Source organism: Myroides sp. 1354 (genome assembly GCF_030324495.1).
Classification (GTDB): Bacteria; Bacteroidota; Bacteroidia; order Flavobacteriales; family Flavobacteriaceae; genus Flavobacterium.
On sequence record NZ_JACAGN010000001.1, the window covers coordinates 276734 to 293047 of the forward strand.

Sequence of the window (16314 nt, forward strand, 5' to 3'; positions counted from 1 at the left end):
TTTAGTAGCAATTATTTGGTATGTAATTAAATGAAAATGCGTAAATTCGCCCAATTGATTAAAAAATAGTAGAATAATAACGATGAGCACTAAATTTACAGAATATAAGAATCTTGACATGTCAGGGGTAGCATCAGAGATGCTAGAGTTTTGGAAAGAACAATCCATATTCGAAAAAAGTATTAGTACGAGAGAGGATAACAAGCCTTTTGTATTTTTTGAAGGACCACCTTCAGCTAATGGGAAACCTGGAATTCACCACGTAATGGCTCGTACGATTAAAGATATTTTTTGTCGATATAAAACACAAAAGGGATTCCAAGTCAAGCGTAAAGCTGGTTGGGATACGCATGGATTGCCTGTTGAATTAGGGACAGAGAAAGAATTAGGGATTACGAAAGAAGATATCGGGGTAAAAATTACCATCGAAGAATATAACCAAGCTTGTAAGCGCACCGTTATGCGCTATACAGACTTGTGGAATGAATTGACGCAACAAATGGGATACTGGGTGGACATGAATGACCCTTATGTAACCTATAAGCCGAAATACATGGAATCGGTATGGTGGTTGTTAAAACAGATTTACGATAAGAATTTATTGTACAAAGGATATACGATTCAGCCTTATTCACCTAAAGCTGGTACAGGTTTATCTTCACACGAGATTAACCAGCCAGGGGCATACAAAGATATAACGGACACTACGATTGTAGCACAATTTAAAGCGATTGAAGCAACGCTTCCTGACTTTTTACAAGGTCTTGGAACCATCCATTTCTTGGCATGGACCACTACTCCTTGGACGTTGCCATCTAATACAGCGTTGACAGTTGGACCGAAAATTGACTATGTTTTAGTTAAATCATTCAACCAATATACAGGGGAAGCAATCCAAGTGGTGTTGGCTAAACCTTTAGTTGGAAAACAGTTTGCTGGAAAATATGCAGTAGTAGAAACCGAAGAGGAATTACAAGCCTATCAAGAAGGAGATAAAAAGATTCCTTATTTAATCGTTAAGGATTTTAAAGGAGCTGATTTGGTGGGAATTAAATACGAACAATTATTGCCATATACTTTACCGTATCAAAATCCAGAAAATGCATTTAGAGTAATTGCTGGAGATTTCGTTACAACAGAAGATGGTACAGGTATCGTTCATACTGCCCCTACTTTTGGAGCAGATGATGCTAAGGTTGCTAAAGAAGCAACACCAGAGGTTCCTGCTATGTTGATTTTGGACAGTGAAGGAAATCCAGTGCCTTTAGTTGACTTACAAGGTCGATTTGTTAAGGAAATGGGTGAAGAATTCGGTGGAAAGTACGTGAAGAATGAGTACTATGATGAGGGAACTGCACCAGAACGCTCTGTTGATGTTGAAATTGCAATTAAATTAAAAGAAGAAAATAAAGCATTCAAAGTAGAAAAATACGTACACAGTTACCCACATTGTTGGAGAACAAATAAACCCGTATTATACTATCCATTAGACTCTTGGTTTATCAAGATTACAGAGGTAAAAGATCGTATGTTCGAATTGAATGAAACGATAAATTGGAAACCAAAAGCAACAGGAGAAGGACGTTTCGGGAACTGGTTGAAAAATGCCAATGATTGGAACTTATCTCGTTCGCGTTATTGGGGTATTCCATTGCCAATCTGGAGAACAGAAGATAAAACAGAAGAACTAATCATAGGTTCAGTAGAACAAATGATGACTGAAATCGCTAAATCTCAACAAGCAGGCTTCCAAAAAGTAAATCCGTACGAAGGATTTGTAGTTGGAGATATGTCAGAAGAGAATTACGAGAAAATCGACTTACACAAAAATGTAGTGGATGGAATTGTTTTAGTTTCTCCAACGGGTAAACCGATGTATCGCGAATCAGATCTTATTGATGTATGGTTTGATTCTGGAGCGATGCCTTATGCACAATGGCATTATCCATTCGAAAATAAAGAGTTAGTAGACCAAAATGGAGCTTATCCTGCTGACTTTATTGCGGAAGGGGTAGATCAAACGCGTGGATGGTTCTATACACTACATGCAATTGCAACGTTAGTTTTTGATACAAAAGCGTATAAGAATGTAGTGTCAAATGGATTGGTATTAGATAAGAATGGACTGAAAATGTCTAAGAGTTTAGGTAATACGATTGACCCATTTGAAACCTTAGCTGAACATGGACCTGATGCTACACGTTGGTATATGATTTCCAACGCAAACCCTTGGGATAACTTGAAGTTTGACTTGGAAGGGATTACAGAAGTGAGAAGAAAATTCTTTGGAACATTATATAATACGTATAACTTCTTTGCTTTGTATGCGAATATCGATGGATTTAAATATGCAGAAGCAGAGGTTCCTATTCAAGAAAGACCAGAGATTGATCGTTGGATTTTATCTGAATTAAATACCTTAGTACAGAAAGTAGATGAGTTCTATGCCGAATATGAGCCTACACGTGCAGCAAGAGCAATTACAGAGTTTGTAACAGAAAACTTGAGTAATTGGTATGTGCGTTTATGTCGTAGAAGATTCTGGAAAGGGGAATATGCACAAGATAAAATTGCAGCGTACCAAACGTTGTATACTTGTTTGATTACAATAGCAAAGTTAGGTGCTCCTATCGCTCCATTCTTTATGGATAGACTTTACAGAGACTTAACATCAATAACGAATTCAGAAAATTTTGAATCTGTACATTTGGCTGATTTCCCAAAATTTGATGCTTCATTCGTTGATGCAGGTTTGGAAAGTAGAATGCACAAAGCACAGATTATTTCTTCTTTGGTATTATCATTGCGCAAGAAGGAAATGATAAAAGTACGTCAACCGTTACAGCGTATCATGATTCCAATTTTGGATGAAAATCAACGTTTAGAGATTCAGGCCGTTGAAGATTTAATCAAAGCGGAGGTTAATGTAAAAGAAATTGAGCTATTAGACGATGCTTCAGGTATCTTAGTGAAACAGATTAAACCTAATTTTAAAACATTAGGACCGCGCTTCGGTAAGGATATGGGCTTGATTGCTAAGGAAATACAAAACTTCACGCAAGAGGAGATTGCTGAGATTGAGAAAAACGGTGAAATAGTTTTAAAATTAACAGAAAAAAGTATTATATTAACACTTTCGGATGTAGAGGTAACCTCTCAAGATATTGAAGGATGGTTAGTGGCTAATGAGGGAGGAATTACGGTTGCGCTTGATATTACGATTACAGAACAATTGCGCAAAGAGGGAATTGCTAGAGAGTTAGTCAATCGCATTCAAAATATTCGCAAAGATTGTGGATTCGAAGTTACAGATAAAGTAAAAGTTACATTGCAAGATGTAGTAGAAATAAGAGAAGCTGTTTTGGCTAATGAAGATTACATTAAATCTGAAACATTAACTCATACATTGGAATTTGTAGAAACGTTAGAAAACGGAGTAGATGTAGAGTTTGATGAGCTGAAAACGCGAGTATTAATTTTAAAATAAAATTAAAATTATGAAAGAGACTGGCGAATTAGTACGTTATTCTGACGCAGAGTTGGCAGAATTCAAAGAGTTGATTCAAGCGAAAATTGAAAAAGCACAAGCTGATTTGGAATTAATCAAAAGTGCATATATGAATGATTTAAACAATGGAACGGATGATACTTCTCCTACGTTTAAAGCATTTGAGGAAGGCAGTGAAACGATGTCTAAAGAAGCGAATTCTCAATTGGCTATTCGTCAAGAAAAGTTCATTCGAGATTTAAAAAATGCTTTGATACGCATTGAAAATAAAACCTATGGCTTGTGTAAAGTGACAGGAAAATTAATCGATAAAGAACGATTAAAATTAGTTCCGCATGCTACAATGAGCATAGAAGCTAAAAATATGCAACGTTAAATCAAAATGAAGCGCTCTTTTTCATAAAGGAGCGCTTTTTTTATCTCTTAAAATCGTTTACATTTGCTTCTAAAACAGAAGAGAATGTCATTAAAGAAAGCCTATTTGTTAGCGGCTATAATTTTAATTATAGACCAATGGTCAAAAATTTACATCAAAACGAATTTTTTATTAGATGAAGAAATTTTTGTTTTTGATTGGTTTCGAATTCATTTTATAGAAAATGAAGGTATGGCATGGGGAGTTGCTCTTCCTGGTGACTATGGTAAATTAGCGCTAACTTTATTCCGCATTATTGCTGTTTTTGGTATTGGTTGGTGGTTGCATGACTCCATAAAGAAAAAACTTTCCAATTACCTTATTGTCGCTATTGCTTTGATTTTAGCAGGTGCAATAGGGAATATTATTGATTCAATCTTCTACGGTGTTATTTTTGACGATAGCACACATCAGTTAGCGACCTTGTTTACAGATAAACCTTATGGCACTTTATTCCACGGAAAAGTAGTGGATATGTTGTATTTCCCAATTTGGAAAGGAACATTACCTGAATGGCTGCCTATTTGGGGCGGTAAATACTTTACGTTTTTTAATGCTATTTTCAACTTTGCGGATACTGCTATTTCAGTAGGAGTAGGTATCTTGATTGTTTGGAACAAGCGAATTTTTAAAAATTAAACGATAGGTTTTTTTGTTTTTTCGCTAGTTGTTTTTTCGTTGAGTCTCAGGTTAATTTATTTTTTTATACAAAGGTAAAGGTATAGAGAGATAGTTAACGAAAAAACACCCCACAAAAAAGCAACTCACAAAAAAGCAACTCACAAATTTCACTATCTTCACTCCTCGAAAAAGGAGTAAGCTATGAAGATACTAGAGGAAGTTATTTTGCCTGGAGAAAGTAAGACACTGCATTTAGAAATTGCACGATTACATACAGCTACTAAATTAAAGATTCCCGTTATTATTTCTCGTGCATTAGAAGAAGGGCCAACGATACTCTTTTCTGCGGGTCTACACGGAGATGAGCTTAATGGGGTTGATATTGTTCGCCAAATAGTACATCAAGGGTTAAATCGACCGAAAAGAGGTACGATTATTTGTATTCCCGTGATTAATATTTTTGGATTCATTAATAAAACCCGTGAATTTCCCGATGGGAGAGATTTAAATCGCGTATTCCCAGGGAGTAAGACAGGCTCTTTAGCAGGACGTTTTGCCTATCATATCTTAACGCATATTATTCCACATGTTGATTTTGTGATTGATTTCCATGCAGGAGGACAAAGTAGATTCAATGCCCCTCAAGTGCGCATTGCTATGGATGATAAAGAAGTATTACAACCGTTAGCAGAAATTTTTCACCCTCCTTTTTTATTGTATTCCAATCAGATTTCAGGTTCTTTTCGAAATGCTTGTGCGAAACGCGGGGTTAAAATGCTGCTATTTGAAGGAGGAAAGTCTTTGGATATTAATGCGGAAGTCTCTAAAATGGGGGTTGAAGGGACGAAGCGTTTCTTGCGCCATTTTGATATGTTACGCGAAGAATTCGAGACAGAAAATAGAAATGACAAAATGGTTATTATCAGTCAATCCGTTTGGGTCAGAGCAAAACAATCCGGATTGATGCACGACCAAGTAGCCGTGGGTACTTTTGTGAGAAAAGGAGAAGCGTTGGCTTATATCTCAGACCCTTACGGAAGAGAGAATATGATGATCAAAGCTCCCAATAGTGGTTATGTCATTAATGTGAATGATTCGCCTATTGTCTATCAAGGAGATGCTATCTTTCATCTGTCAAAAAATATAACCAATGAATAAAACAAATATACGTCAAAAATACAGCCAACTAAGAGCAACTCTAACAGAGGACGAAGTCGATGAGAAAAGCTTGGCTATTGCCAATCAATGTTTGCGTTTACCCATTTGGGATAAAGTAAATTATCATCTCTTTTTGTCTATTGTCAAGAAAAAGGAAATTGATACAGAGTATTTACTGCAGGTATTAGCGGGTAAGGATAAGAATATCATACTGTCGAACTCTGATTTTAAAACGGGTGATATGCAGCACTTTTTACTGACGGATAATACGGTATTGCGCATAAATAGCTACGGGATTCCAGAACCACAAGAGGGAATTCAGATTCAAGAAAATCAATTGGATGTTGTGTTTGTACCTTTATTGGCCTTTGATGAAAAAGGCAATCGCGTGGGGTATGGCAAAGGATTCTATGATCGTTTTTTACAAAAATGTAGACCAGACGTAATTAAAGTAGGACTTAGTTTTTTTGAGGCGGAACCTCTAATAGAAGATGTCTCGCCCTTTGATATGGCGTTGGATTATTGTGTCACACCAACAAAGATTTATACTTTTTAAAAGCATTACGATATAAAATGCCCCAAAAGCTAGACTTTTGGGGCATTTTTTTAGGTTGTTGTTTCAATGGAATATCAAATAGATGATTTGGATTGATCCATATCTTTGAAATCTTCATCTTGTTGACGCATTTTAATAAAGTCCGTGACGGATATTTTTGCTATTTCTTTAAATGCATTAGAAAAACTCTTTGAACTACCAAAACCAAATTCATCTGCTAAACCTGTTAAGTTTAATAAGTGAAGCTTAGGATTATACGTTAGTTCACGTACCGCATGTTGAATACGTAGGTGCTTGAGGTAATCAGAGAAATTGATGTTTTTCTCCTCATTAAAGAATTTAGATAAGGTATTGCGGTTTGTCCCAAATTGACGCGCCAATTCATCCTGTGTGATTTTTTGTAAATACCCTTTTTTCTGTTCAAAATCCTCTAACTTTCTTATGAGTACTTGTGTTGTATTCAAAGGCTGTTGAGATTCTGTGAATTCAACAGAGACTGATGAAGCTACTGATTCCTGTTGCAAACGCTGTGAAAGTTGTATTGGGTGTTTAGGCGACTCTTGAATCAAATGCTTGTATTGCTGTTGCAACTTTTGTTGTGTTTTTTGATAGTAAACCAATCCCATAAATACAATGAAAATAAGAATGGTAACTAAGGCATACAATCCCTTAATTTGAGATTGACTTCTGGAAAGCTCATACTCTAGTTTTTGTTTGGATGCCTCTAATTTTTTTGTATCTAGATGGGTATGTAGAAATGAACTGAGCTTGCTGTTGTTTTTGTGCAATTCAGAAGACAATTCCATTAATAGTTTGGTATAGTACAACTCTTTTTCTAAGTCTTTTTTCTCTTGGTAATAGGTAATTAAATAGTTGAAAGCTTCACTTAATTCAGTATTAGCAAAATTAGATTCTTTGTAAAGTGTTTCTATTTTTTGAAAATAAGAAAGCGCTTTTTCTTTTTGCCCTCTATCCCAGGCATTTTTACCTAAATAAAGGTAGACTAAATGTTCGTTGGCATAATCCCCATTGCTTTGGATAGGAGGTAAGGCCTTTGATAAAAGAGAGTCAGACGAGGTATATTGTTGTAATCGATGATCATACATCCCATGAATGAGATCAAAGTAAGCCGTTTCAAGTGTTCTATCTTTTGATTTGAGTTTCTTTGCGGCTTGATAACCTTCTTGAAGTAAGAGTTTAATGGTATCGTTTTTTTGTTGACGGAAACTCGTTTTGCTCAACGCATAAATATTGCTGATGTAGCCTCTTAAATTGTTGTAAGCATTACTGCTATCATTTAATTGACTTTGATAATACAACATAGATTCTTTGGTTACTTGAGCAGATTTGTCGAAATCTTCTAAATGATAGTAAATAGAACCAATCGCATATTTTACTTTGTTCAGCGTGTACTCATCATCTGTTTTTTTCAAATAATCCTCCGCTTGTAACCCATATTCCAATGCTTTTTTATAGTTTTTGTGTACATACTCTATATAGCTCATGGTATTATAGGCTGATCCAATGGCTTGCATGTCGTTAATCTGTAGAGTGAATTGGAGTAAGCTATCAGCATATTTACTTTGAAGAGTAAAGTCTTCAACTAAGAATACTTTTTTGCGATATGCATTAATAATATCTCCTGGAATATTTTCTTCTTTGGCTTTTTGAAGATAATATTCAATACAAATTGCTTTATCGGTAGGATTTAGTAGGTCGTTATTGATGCTAAAAAGCAACTCTTGCATGGACCAATTTTTATAATCCGTATTGTTTTGCGTAGGAGATCCATAAACAATAACCCCAAATAGGGCTAGAAATAAGAAAGTCCAAATTTTTTTTCGAAACATTTTGTAAGGGTTTAGAGGCTTTTTCTTTAAAGGTAAGTTTTTTTTATGTTTTATAAAATATTGATATTCAGTATTTTTTACAAATTTTCCGTCCTAATTACAAATTTTCCATCTATTGAAAATTGAAGGGTTAACTCGTTTACAATCAGTGTTGTTTGCAAATTAATCAATCAAATTTTACAATCCATCCTTTCTTGATAGGCAAAAAACTTGTGCTTTTGTGTGGAGCGAACTAAGTTTGCTTTCGAAGTCACAAATAAAATGTGGATTGAAAAAAGGTAACATTTAATTTAAAACCGCAAAACTATGAAAAAGATTTATATCTGTGCAGCATTGGGATTATTCTTTGCATCATGTAGTACAGAAGAAGGGACTCAAGAATCTACACGAGAATTGAGAACGGTAAATGTTGTAAATCAAGCCAATTGGATGGATATGATTGATACTATTGATAGTGCATGTACAACATCTGTTTATAAGACTACTGAAGAAATGATTACTTATGTAGAAAACGTTGCGATGGCTAATGCGGATTTTCAAAAAATGAATTTGAAAAATTATGTAACACCTACAGCTTCAGAAGTGGAAAGTATTTTAAATGATACCGAAGCAGTTGTATTACAAGGATTAAATTATAATGCAGCTACAAATTATTATTTGACTCAAATGTTAGTAGTTCGAGGCCCATGGGCCACTGATCCAATGAAAGATTCGAATGTGTCTAATAGAGATAGATTATTGTTGGATTTCTTAAGTAGAACATGGGGACCAGATGATGATTGGGAATGGAATAAAAAGAAACCAATTGCTTTTGTAAAAGGATATGAAACGAGCATAGCAAAGGCTGTGGTTTTATCTGTCTTGTCTGAACAAGCTAGTAAAGTTGAAAAAGTAAATTAAAGAAATCAATAAGTGTTGTTTCTATAGAGCTGGCAGTCCGGAATGCTGGTGAGAAACAAAAAAACACAATGAAAAAGAAAATACACAAAGAAGAGGGTACATGAGAGAGAAATAAAAACTAATATCCTTAGAAAGTAAAAATAGTAATGGAACTTATAATTACCTATCGGTTTAAAATATTTGCAGTGTTATTGCTACTATGGGCAGGAATGAACTTTTGGGTGTTTCCACCTGCCTGGTTTTGGGTTGCCATTGTTTGTATGGTTCTGGTCTTGGGGATCTGTGTTAAGTTGTTTAAGGCAAAACCTTAACGTTTAATGCGATGACCAGTATTCAACAAATAAGGCGAAAATAGTAAGCTTTATCGTTTTAGACGGGTAAATAATAGAGGAGTTATATCCATTATAATTGATTAATTTAAATGGAAAAAAGGGTGTTCAAATCGAACACCCTTTTTTATTCTTTACATTTTATCCTTTGCGAACGAAATGAGATAGTTTCAGTTGATAAATATACCTTTTAGGGGAGCATCTTTTGTTGTACTAATTTTAAACTTTATTTTTGTAACTTAATTCGGGAGTAGATGCAAGTAAAAGAAGAGTTAGCTTTACAAATACAAACTTTGCCAGATCAACCTGGTGTGTATCAGTATTTTGATAAGGATGGAAAGATTTTATATGTAGGTAAGGCTAAGAACCTAAAAAAAAGGGTGAGTTCTTATTTTAATAAAATCCACGACAATGCAAAGACTAATGTATTAGTCAAAAAAATTGTACAGATTAAACATATTGTTGTGCCTACAGAAACGGATGCCTTGCTGTTGGAAAACAATTTAATTAAGCAATTACAACCGCGTTATAATGTATTGTTGAAAGACGATAAGTCTTATCCGTGGATTTGCATCAAAAAAGAATCTTTTCCGAGAGTTTTTGCTACTAGACGCATGGTGAAAGACGGTTCGGAATACTATGGTCCGTATACGAGTATCAAAACGGTACATACGTTGATGGAGCTGATCAAGGAGCTTTATGCAATTCGCACTTGTAGTTATGATTTGTCTTTGCAAAATATTCGAAGTGAGAAATTTAAGGTCTGCCTTGAATATCACATTGGCAATTGTGGAGGACCTTGTGAGGCTTATGAAACAACGATACAATACGACAAGAAAATTACCGAAATACGCGATATTTTAAAAGGAAATTTCAAAGAAAGTTTGAAGGGATTCAAGAGCTATATGCTAGATTTGGCGACGGAAATGCGTTTCGAAGAAGCGCAGCAAATCAAAGAAAAAATAGAGTTACTTGAAAATTACCAAGCGAAATCAACCATTGTCAACCCGAAAATTGGAAATGTAGATGTATTTACCATTATTTCAGATGAAACAAATGCCTATGTTAATTTTCTACAAGTTTCCTACGGAGCGATTATCCGCTCGCATAATTTAGAATTAAAAAAGAAATTAGAGGAGACGGATGAGGAGCTGCTAGAATTGGCGATTATTGAGATTCGCAGTAGATTTGAGTTGTTGACTAAAGAAATTCTCGTTCCTTTTGAAGTAGACTTAGGAGAACAGATTAAGGTGACCGTACCCAAAATGGGGGATAAAAAAGGACTATTGGATTTATCAGAACGCAATGCCAAATTTTATCGCATGGATCAATTGAAGCAAATCAAAATTGTTGATCCAGATCGACATGTAAAACGCATCATGCAGCAAATGATGAAGGATTTGCGCTTGCCAAAAGAACCTCGTCATATCGAATGTTTTGATAACTCTAATATTCAAGGAACGAATCCGGTGGCTGCTTGTGTTGTTTTTAAAGATGGGAAGCCCAGTAAAAAAGACTACCGCCATTTTAATGTTAAAACCGTAGAGGGGCCCAATGACTTTGCTTCTATGGAAGAAATCGTGTTCCGACGATATAAGCGATTGTTGGAAGAAAATGAAGCCCTACCGGATCTTATTGTCATTGACGGGGGGAAAGGTCAACTAGGAGTTGCATTGAAGAGTTTAGAAAATCTGGGATTGAGAGGTAAAATTCCCATTATCAGTTTGGCAGAGCGTCTAGAGGAAATTTTTTATCCTGGTGATAGTTATCCGCTTTATTTAGATAAACGCTCAGAAACGATGAAAGTGATTATTCACTTACGCGATGAAGCACACCGTTTTGGATTGGCTTTTCACCGCAATCAACGCAGTAAAAACGCCATTACAAGTCGATTGGATGAAGTTCCTGGTATCGGTGAAAAGACAAAAACGAAGTTGATGAATCACTTTAAATCTGTAAAGCGAATCCAAGAAGCACCTATAACAGAAATAGAAAGTGTCATTGGAAAAGCAAAAACTAAGGTTTTATTGGAACATTTAAAGTAAATTAGTGGAATAAAAAAGGAAGACTATGCGCAGAATTATAGCATTATTAGCAATAGTATTAGCGGCAGGTACTAGTTTTGCCCAAGAAGAAGACCGACCGAAAGTAGGGGTGGTGCTGAGTGGTGGTGGTGCAAAAGGACTCGCGCATATTGGCGTACTAAAGGTTCTAGAAGAACAAGGGGTACAAGTAGATTATATTACGGGTACTAGTATGGGAGCCATTGTAGGTGGGTTATATGCCTCAGGATACACTGCTTCGGAATTGGATTCTATCTTTAGTAGTATTGATGCTACTGCGCTAATAAGAGATTATATTCCCCGCATTTCTAAATCGTTTTATGAGAAAAAAAACGATGAAATTTACGCCTTAACCTTGCCTTTTGATAAATTTAAGATTGGACTGCCCAAAGCCTTTTCTCGAGGGATGTACAATTATAACTTGATGAATCGATTGCTGGCTCATGTTCGACATGTACGCGATTTTAATGATCTCAATATACCTTTCCTTTGTATTGCAACCAATATTGAGACTGGAAAACCCGTTCTCATTGACTCAGGCTATCTACCGCAGGCTATCTTAGCAAGTGGAGCTTTTCCTTCCTTGTTTGCCCCCGTTTTAATTGACGATAAACACCTGATTGATGGCGGAATTGTAAACAACTATCCCATAGAAGAATTAAAAGCTTTAGGAGCGGATATTGTTATAGGTGTAGATGTGCAAGACGGATTAAAAGGAATTGATGATATTAACGGTGCAGCAGATGTTTTGCTTCAAATTTCCAATTATTCGACCATTAATCAAATGAAGAATAAGATCGGCGAGACAGATATTTACATCAAACCCGATATTTCAGGTTATACGGTTGTTTCCTTTGAAGAAGGAAAGGCAATTATTCAACGAGGAGTTGAAGCTGCTGAAACACAATTGGATGCAATCAAAAAAATTGGCGGTAAAAAAGATGTTTTACAAAAACAATTTGTACCCAAATACACAGATAAAATTCATGTTAATTCGATTGATATCAAGGGATTGACGAGATATACAAGACGCTATGTACACGGGAAGTTAGGGTTTAAACCCGATAGTTGGGTTTCGTTTAATGATCTTGAAAAGGGAATCGATCAGTTGAATGGTACAGATAACTTTAGCAGTATATCCTATCGCTTTGATGCAAATGGGGATGGAGATGAACTAGTATTAGATCTAGTTGAAAATCCAACGAAACGCTATTTGAAACTTGGGGTTCACTATGATGGATTGTATAAATCTGCAGCTTTAGTGAATGTAACCCAAAAAAACCTATTGATGAAGAGTGATATTGCCTCTTTAGATGTTGCGGTGGGAGATAATGTGCGATATAACTTCAATTACTTCGTCGATAATGGTTTCTATTGGAGTGTGGGAATTAATTCAAAATACAATCAATTTAGTCACGATTTGCGCTTTAAGATGTTGTTGAAAAACGACCATTTTGACTTACCCTCTGATATTGATCTCAATAGTTTGCCTGCTAAATTTAATGTCGATTATAAAGATGTGGAGAATCGCTTAGTATTTCAAACCTTTTATCAACAGAAATTTCTCTTGGCGGTAGGATTGGAACACCGCTATTTTGATATTAAAAGTAATACACTGAATGTAAAAGAAAGCAATTTTGACCGCAGTACCTATTTGGGAGGATTTGCTAATTTTACTTTTGATACCTATGATAATAAGTACTTTCCGCGAAAAGGATTTATGTTTAAAGGAGAATATAAAAACTATTTTTATTCTTCGGATTATTTGAACAATTTTCAAAATTTCTCTATGATTACGGGAAATGTAGGATACGCAACCCGTTTGGCGGATAAGTTGTTTGTCGATTTGCGCTCGCGTATGGGAGCTACGATTGGTAATACTCCTTCTATGGGATTCATGTATTTCTTAGGAGGATATGGATTTGCTGATCGCGATAATATCATTCCTTTCTATGGCTATGATTTATTGAGTATAGCCGGTAATTCCTATATCACAGGGTCTTTGAATTTGGATTATGAGATCTTTAAAAAACACCACATCAATTTTTCTGCCAACTTTGCCAATGTAGGAGAAGATATTTTTTCTGGTTCTGAGTGGTTGTTTAAATCCAATTATACGGGGTACGCCATTGGATACGGAATGCAAACCATGATTGGACCTATTGAGGTGAAATACAGTTATTCACCAGAAACGGGAGGGAGCTACACGTATTTCTCTGTTGGCTTTTGGTTTTAGTTAAGAATTCAGCGGACTTAACACCTTGTGTTTTAGCAATACGCAAATAAAATTTGGTTATCAAGTTGGATATATCATTTTTATTTCGATATTTGTGATATTATGAAAATACAATGGGACGGTTTATTGGCTTATATTAAGTTTCTGATCAAGAGAAATCCTGAATGAGAAACTTTTACTTATATCTTTTTTTTTCCAACCTTAAAACGATAAGTAATTATGCCTTTATATCATCGCTTAGGGAGTATTCCCCCTAAACGTCATACGATTTTCCGCAAGGAGAACGGTGACTTATATTATGAACAATTGTTTGGTACAGTTGGTTTTGACGGAATGTCAACAAATATGTACCATGTACACCGACCTACACAGGTGAAAGAAATACGCAAACAGTATTCGGTTGCACCTAAAATTGCGAAAGCAAATAACATTCAATCTTACCGACTAAGAGGATTCCAAGTAGAACCCGAAAATGATTATCTAGAAAGCCGAAAAGCAGTTTTGACCAATAGTGACTGTACCATTGTATTAGCGGCTCCTAAGAAATCAATGGAGGATTATTTCTACAAAAATACCGATTCTGATGAATTGATTTTTATTCACAAGGGATCTGGAACGCTGCGTACGTTTTTAGGAAACTTAACCTTTAAATACGGCGATTACTTAGTTGTTCCAAGAGGAATGATTTATAAAATGGACTTCGATACGGAGGATAACCGACTGTTTATTGTAGAATCTAAACATCCATTCTATACGCCTAAGCGTTATAGAAACTGGTTTGGACAATTAATGGAGCACTCTCCTTTCTGTGAAAGGGATATCCGTCGTCCAGAAAATTTAGAAACTTACGATGAAAAGGGAGATTTCTTAATCAAGTTGAGAAAACAAGATGAAATCTTCGAAATGGTATATGCAACACATCCATTTGACGTAGTGGGTTATGATGGATATAATTATCCGTATGCTTTTTCTATTCACGATTTTGAACCGATTACAGGACGTATTCACCAACCACCTCCCGTACACCAAACGTTTGAAACTGCTGGTTTCGTCGTTTGTTCTTTCGTACCGCGACTGTACGACTACCACCCAGATGCAATTCCTGCACCATACAACCACAGTAATATTGACAGTGATGAGGTGTTGTACTATGTAGATGGAGATTTTATGAGTCGTAATGATATCGCACCAGGTCATATCTCGTTGCACCCTGCAGGTATTCCACACGGACCACATCCAGGAGCTGCAGAGCGTTCAATCGGTAAAACGGTGACAGAAGAATTAGCAGTAATGGTCGATACATTCAAGCCTTTAATGGTGACAGAAGAAGCCATGAAAATTGCAGATGAAAAATACTACCAATCTTGGTTAGAAGAATAACAGAATAAAAAGAATAAACAACAACAAAAACTATATTATGAGTAAAGAAGTAAAGTCAGTTGAATTTGGCTTAGAAAAAATATTTGAGGGAGCACAAGATTTCTTACCTCTATTAGGAACAGATTACGTTGAATTTATCGTTGGTAATGCTAAACAAGCAGCCCACTTTTACAAAACTGCTTTTGGTTTCCAATCATTAGCTTATGCTGGATTAGAAACAGGAGTGAAAGACAGAGCATCTTATGTTTTAGTACAAGATAAAATCCGCATCGTATTAACTACACCTTTAACAGCAGAGTCTGATTTAAATGACCATATCGTAAAACACGGAGATGGAATTAAAGTAGTTGCACTTTGGGTAGAAGATGCACGTAAAGCATACGAAGAAACAACAAGCCGTGGAGCTAAATCATACATGGAACCCGTTGTAGAAAAAGACGAATTTGGTGAAACCGTTCGTGCGGGTATCTATACGTATGGAGAAACTGTTCACATGTTTGTAGAGAGAAAAAACTATACAGGAGTATTCTTACCTGGTTTCGTAAAATGGGAAAGCGACTATAATCCAGAACCAGTTGGATTAAAATACGTGGATCACATGGTAGGAAACGTGGGATGGAATGAAATGAATACGTGGGTAAAATGGTACGAAGATGTGATGGGATTTGTAAACTTCTTGTCTTTTGACGACAAACAAATTAATACAGAATACTCTGCATTAATGAGTAAAGTAATGTCAAATGGTAATGGACGTATTAAATTCCCTATTAACGAACCAGCAGAAGGAGCAAAAAGATCTCAAGTAGAAGAATATTTGGATTTTTATAATGGTCCTGGTGTTCAGCATATTGCTGTTGCAACAGATGATATCATCAAAACAGTTTCTCAAATGAGAGCAAGAGGGGTTGAGTTTTTATCTGCTCCACCGCAAGCGTATTATGACGCAATTCCGGGTCGTTTAGGTGTTCACATGGATATGATGAAAGAAGATATCAAAGAATTGCAAAAATTGAGTATCTTAGTTGACGCTGACGAAGAAGGATATTTATTGCAAATCTTTACTAAACCAGTAGAGGATCGTCCAACTTTATTCTTTGAAATTATTCAAAGAATGGGGGCAAGAGGATTCGGTGCAGGTAACTTCAAGGCGCTTTTCGAATCAATCGAGCGTGAGCAAGAGTTGAGAGGAACGTTATAATCTGAGTTAAGAATATCTTAAAAACATTCATTTTGAGTATGTTATAGTTAAAGTGGGGTTAAAAGATAGGAGATATATAAATAATCAATAAAAAACTGTA

General features: G+C 35.7%; 11 protein-coding genes. 10 read left to right on the plus strand and 1 reads right to left on the minus strand.

Going from position 1 to position 16314, the window contains the following annotated elements; translation table 11 throughout:
• The first annotated feature begins 82 nt into the window (after nt 1-82).
• The 5 genes from ileS to HX004_RS01225 all read left to right on the plus strand — a co-directional run bounded on the left by ileS (nt 83) and on the right by HX004_RS01225 (nt 6258).
• Entirely contained in the window at nt 83-3487 is a 3405-nt protein-coding gene (gene ileS, locus HX004_RS01205; RefSeq protein ID WP_286440499.1) for an isoleucine--tRNA ligase, read from the plus strand.
• A 10-nt stretch (nt 3488-3497) separates the two neighbouring features.
• Nucleotides 3498-3884, plus strand: a complete 387-nt coding sequence (locus tag HX004_RS01210; RefSeq protein ID WP_002988912.1) for a TraR/DksA family transcriptional regulator — start codon at nt 3498-3500, stop codon at nt 3882-3884.
• 84 nt (nt 3885-3968) lie between these two features.
• Nucleotides 3969-4562 carry a lipoprotein signal peptidase gene (locus HX004_RS01215; protein WP_286440500.1) on the plus strand — a complete coding sequence of 198 codons (594 nt, stop codon included), beginning with the start codon at nt 3969-3971 and terminating at the stop codon, nt 4560-4562.
• Nucleotides 4563-4745: 183 nt separating this feature from the next.
• On the plus strand, nt 4746-5702 hold the full coding sequence (locus HX004_RS01220; RefSeq protein WP_286440501.1) for a succinylglutamate desuccinylase/aspartoacylase family protein: 957 nt from the start codon (nt 4746-4748) through the stop codon (nt 5700-5702).
• Nucleotides 5695-6258, plus strand: coding sequence for a 5-formyltetrahydrofolate cyclo-ligase (locus HX004_RS01225; RefSeq protein ID WP_286440502.1), 564 nt, complete (start codon nt 5695-5697; stop codon nt 6256-6258). The genes HX004_RS01220 and HX004_RS01225 overlap by 8 nt, the downstream gene beginning before the upstream one ends.
• Nucleotides 6259-6332: 74 nt before the next feature.
• On the opposite strand, the gene HX004_RS01230 is transcribed toward HX004_RS01225, so the two are convergent.
• Nucleotides 6333-8108, minus strand: coding sequence for a helix-turn-helix domain-containing protein (locus HX004_RS01230; protein ID WP_286440503.1), 1776 nt, complete (start codon nt 8106-8108; stop codon nt 6333-6335).
• A gap of 306 nt (nt 8109-8414) precedes the next feature.
• Between HX004_RS01230 and HX004_RS01235 the strand changes: the two genes are divergently transcribed.
• The 5 genes from HX004_RS01235 to hppD all read left to right on the plus strand — a co-directional run bounded on the left by HX004_RS01235 (nt 8415) and on the right by hppD (nt 16214).
• A complete protein-coding gene (locus HX004_RS01235; protein WP_286440504.1) occupies nt 8415-9008 on the plus strand; it encodes a hypothetical protein in 594 nt (197 codons plus the stop codon).
• A gap of 583 nt (nt 9009-9591) precedes the next feature.
• Nucleotides 9592-11382: an excinuclease ABC subunit UvrC gene (uvrC, locus tag HX004_RS01240; protein ID WP_286440505.1), complete on the plus strand. Its 1791-nt coding sequence runs from the start codon at nt 9592-9594 to the stop codon at nt 11380-11382.
• A 25-nt stretch (nt 11383-11407) separates the two neighbouring features.
• Nucleotides 11408-13636, plus strand: a complete 2229-nt coding sequence (locus tag HX004_RS01245) for a patatin-like phospholipase family protein (protein WP_286440506.1) — start codon at nt 11408-11410, stop codon at nt 13634-13636.
• A gap of 219 nt (nt 13637-13855) precedes the next feature.
• Nucleotides 13856-15016 carry a homogentisate 1,2-dioxygenase gene (locus tag HX004_RS01250; RefSeq protein ID WP_286440507.1) on the plus strand — a complete coding sequence of 387 codons (1161 nt, stop codon included), beginning with the start codon at nt 13856-13858 and terminating at the stop codon, nt 15014-15016.
• A 37-nt stretch (nt 15017-15053) separates the two neighbouring features.
• A complete protein-coding gene (gene hppD, locus HX004_RS01255; protein WP_286440508.1) occupies nt 15054-16214 on the plus strand; it encodes a 4-hydroxyphenylpyruvate dioxygenase in 1161 nt (386 codons plus the stop codon).
• The last annotated feature ends 100 nt before the right edge of the window (nt 16215-16314 follow it).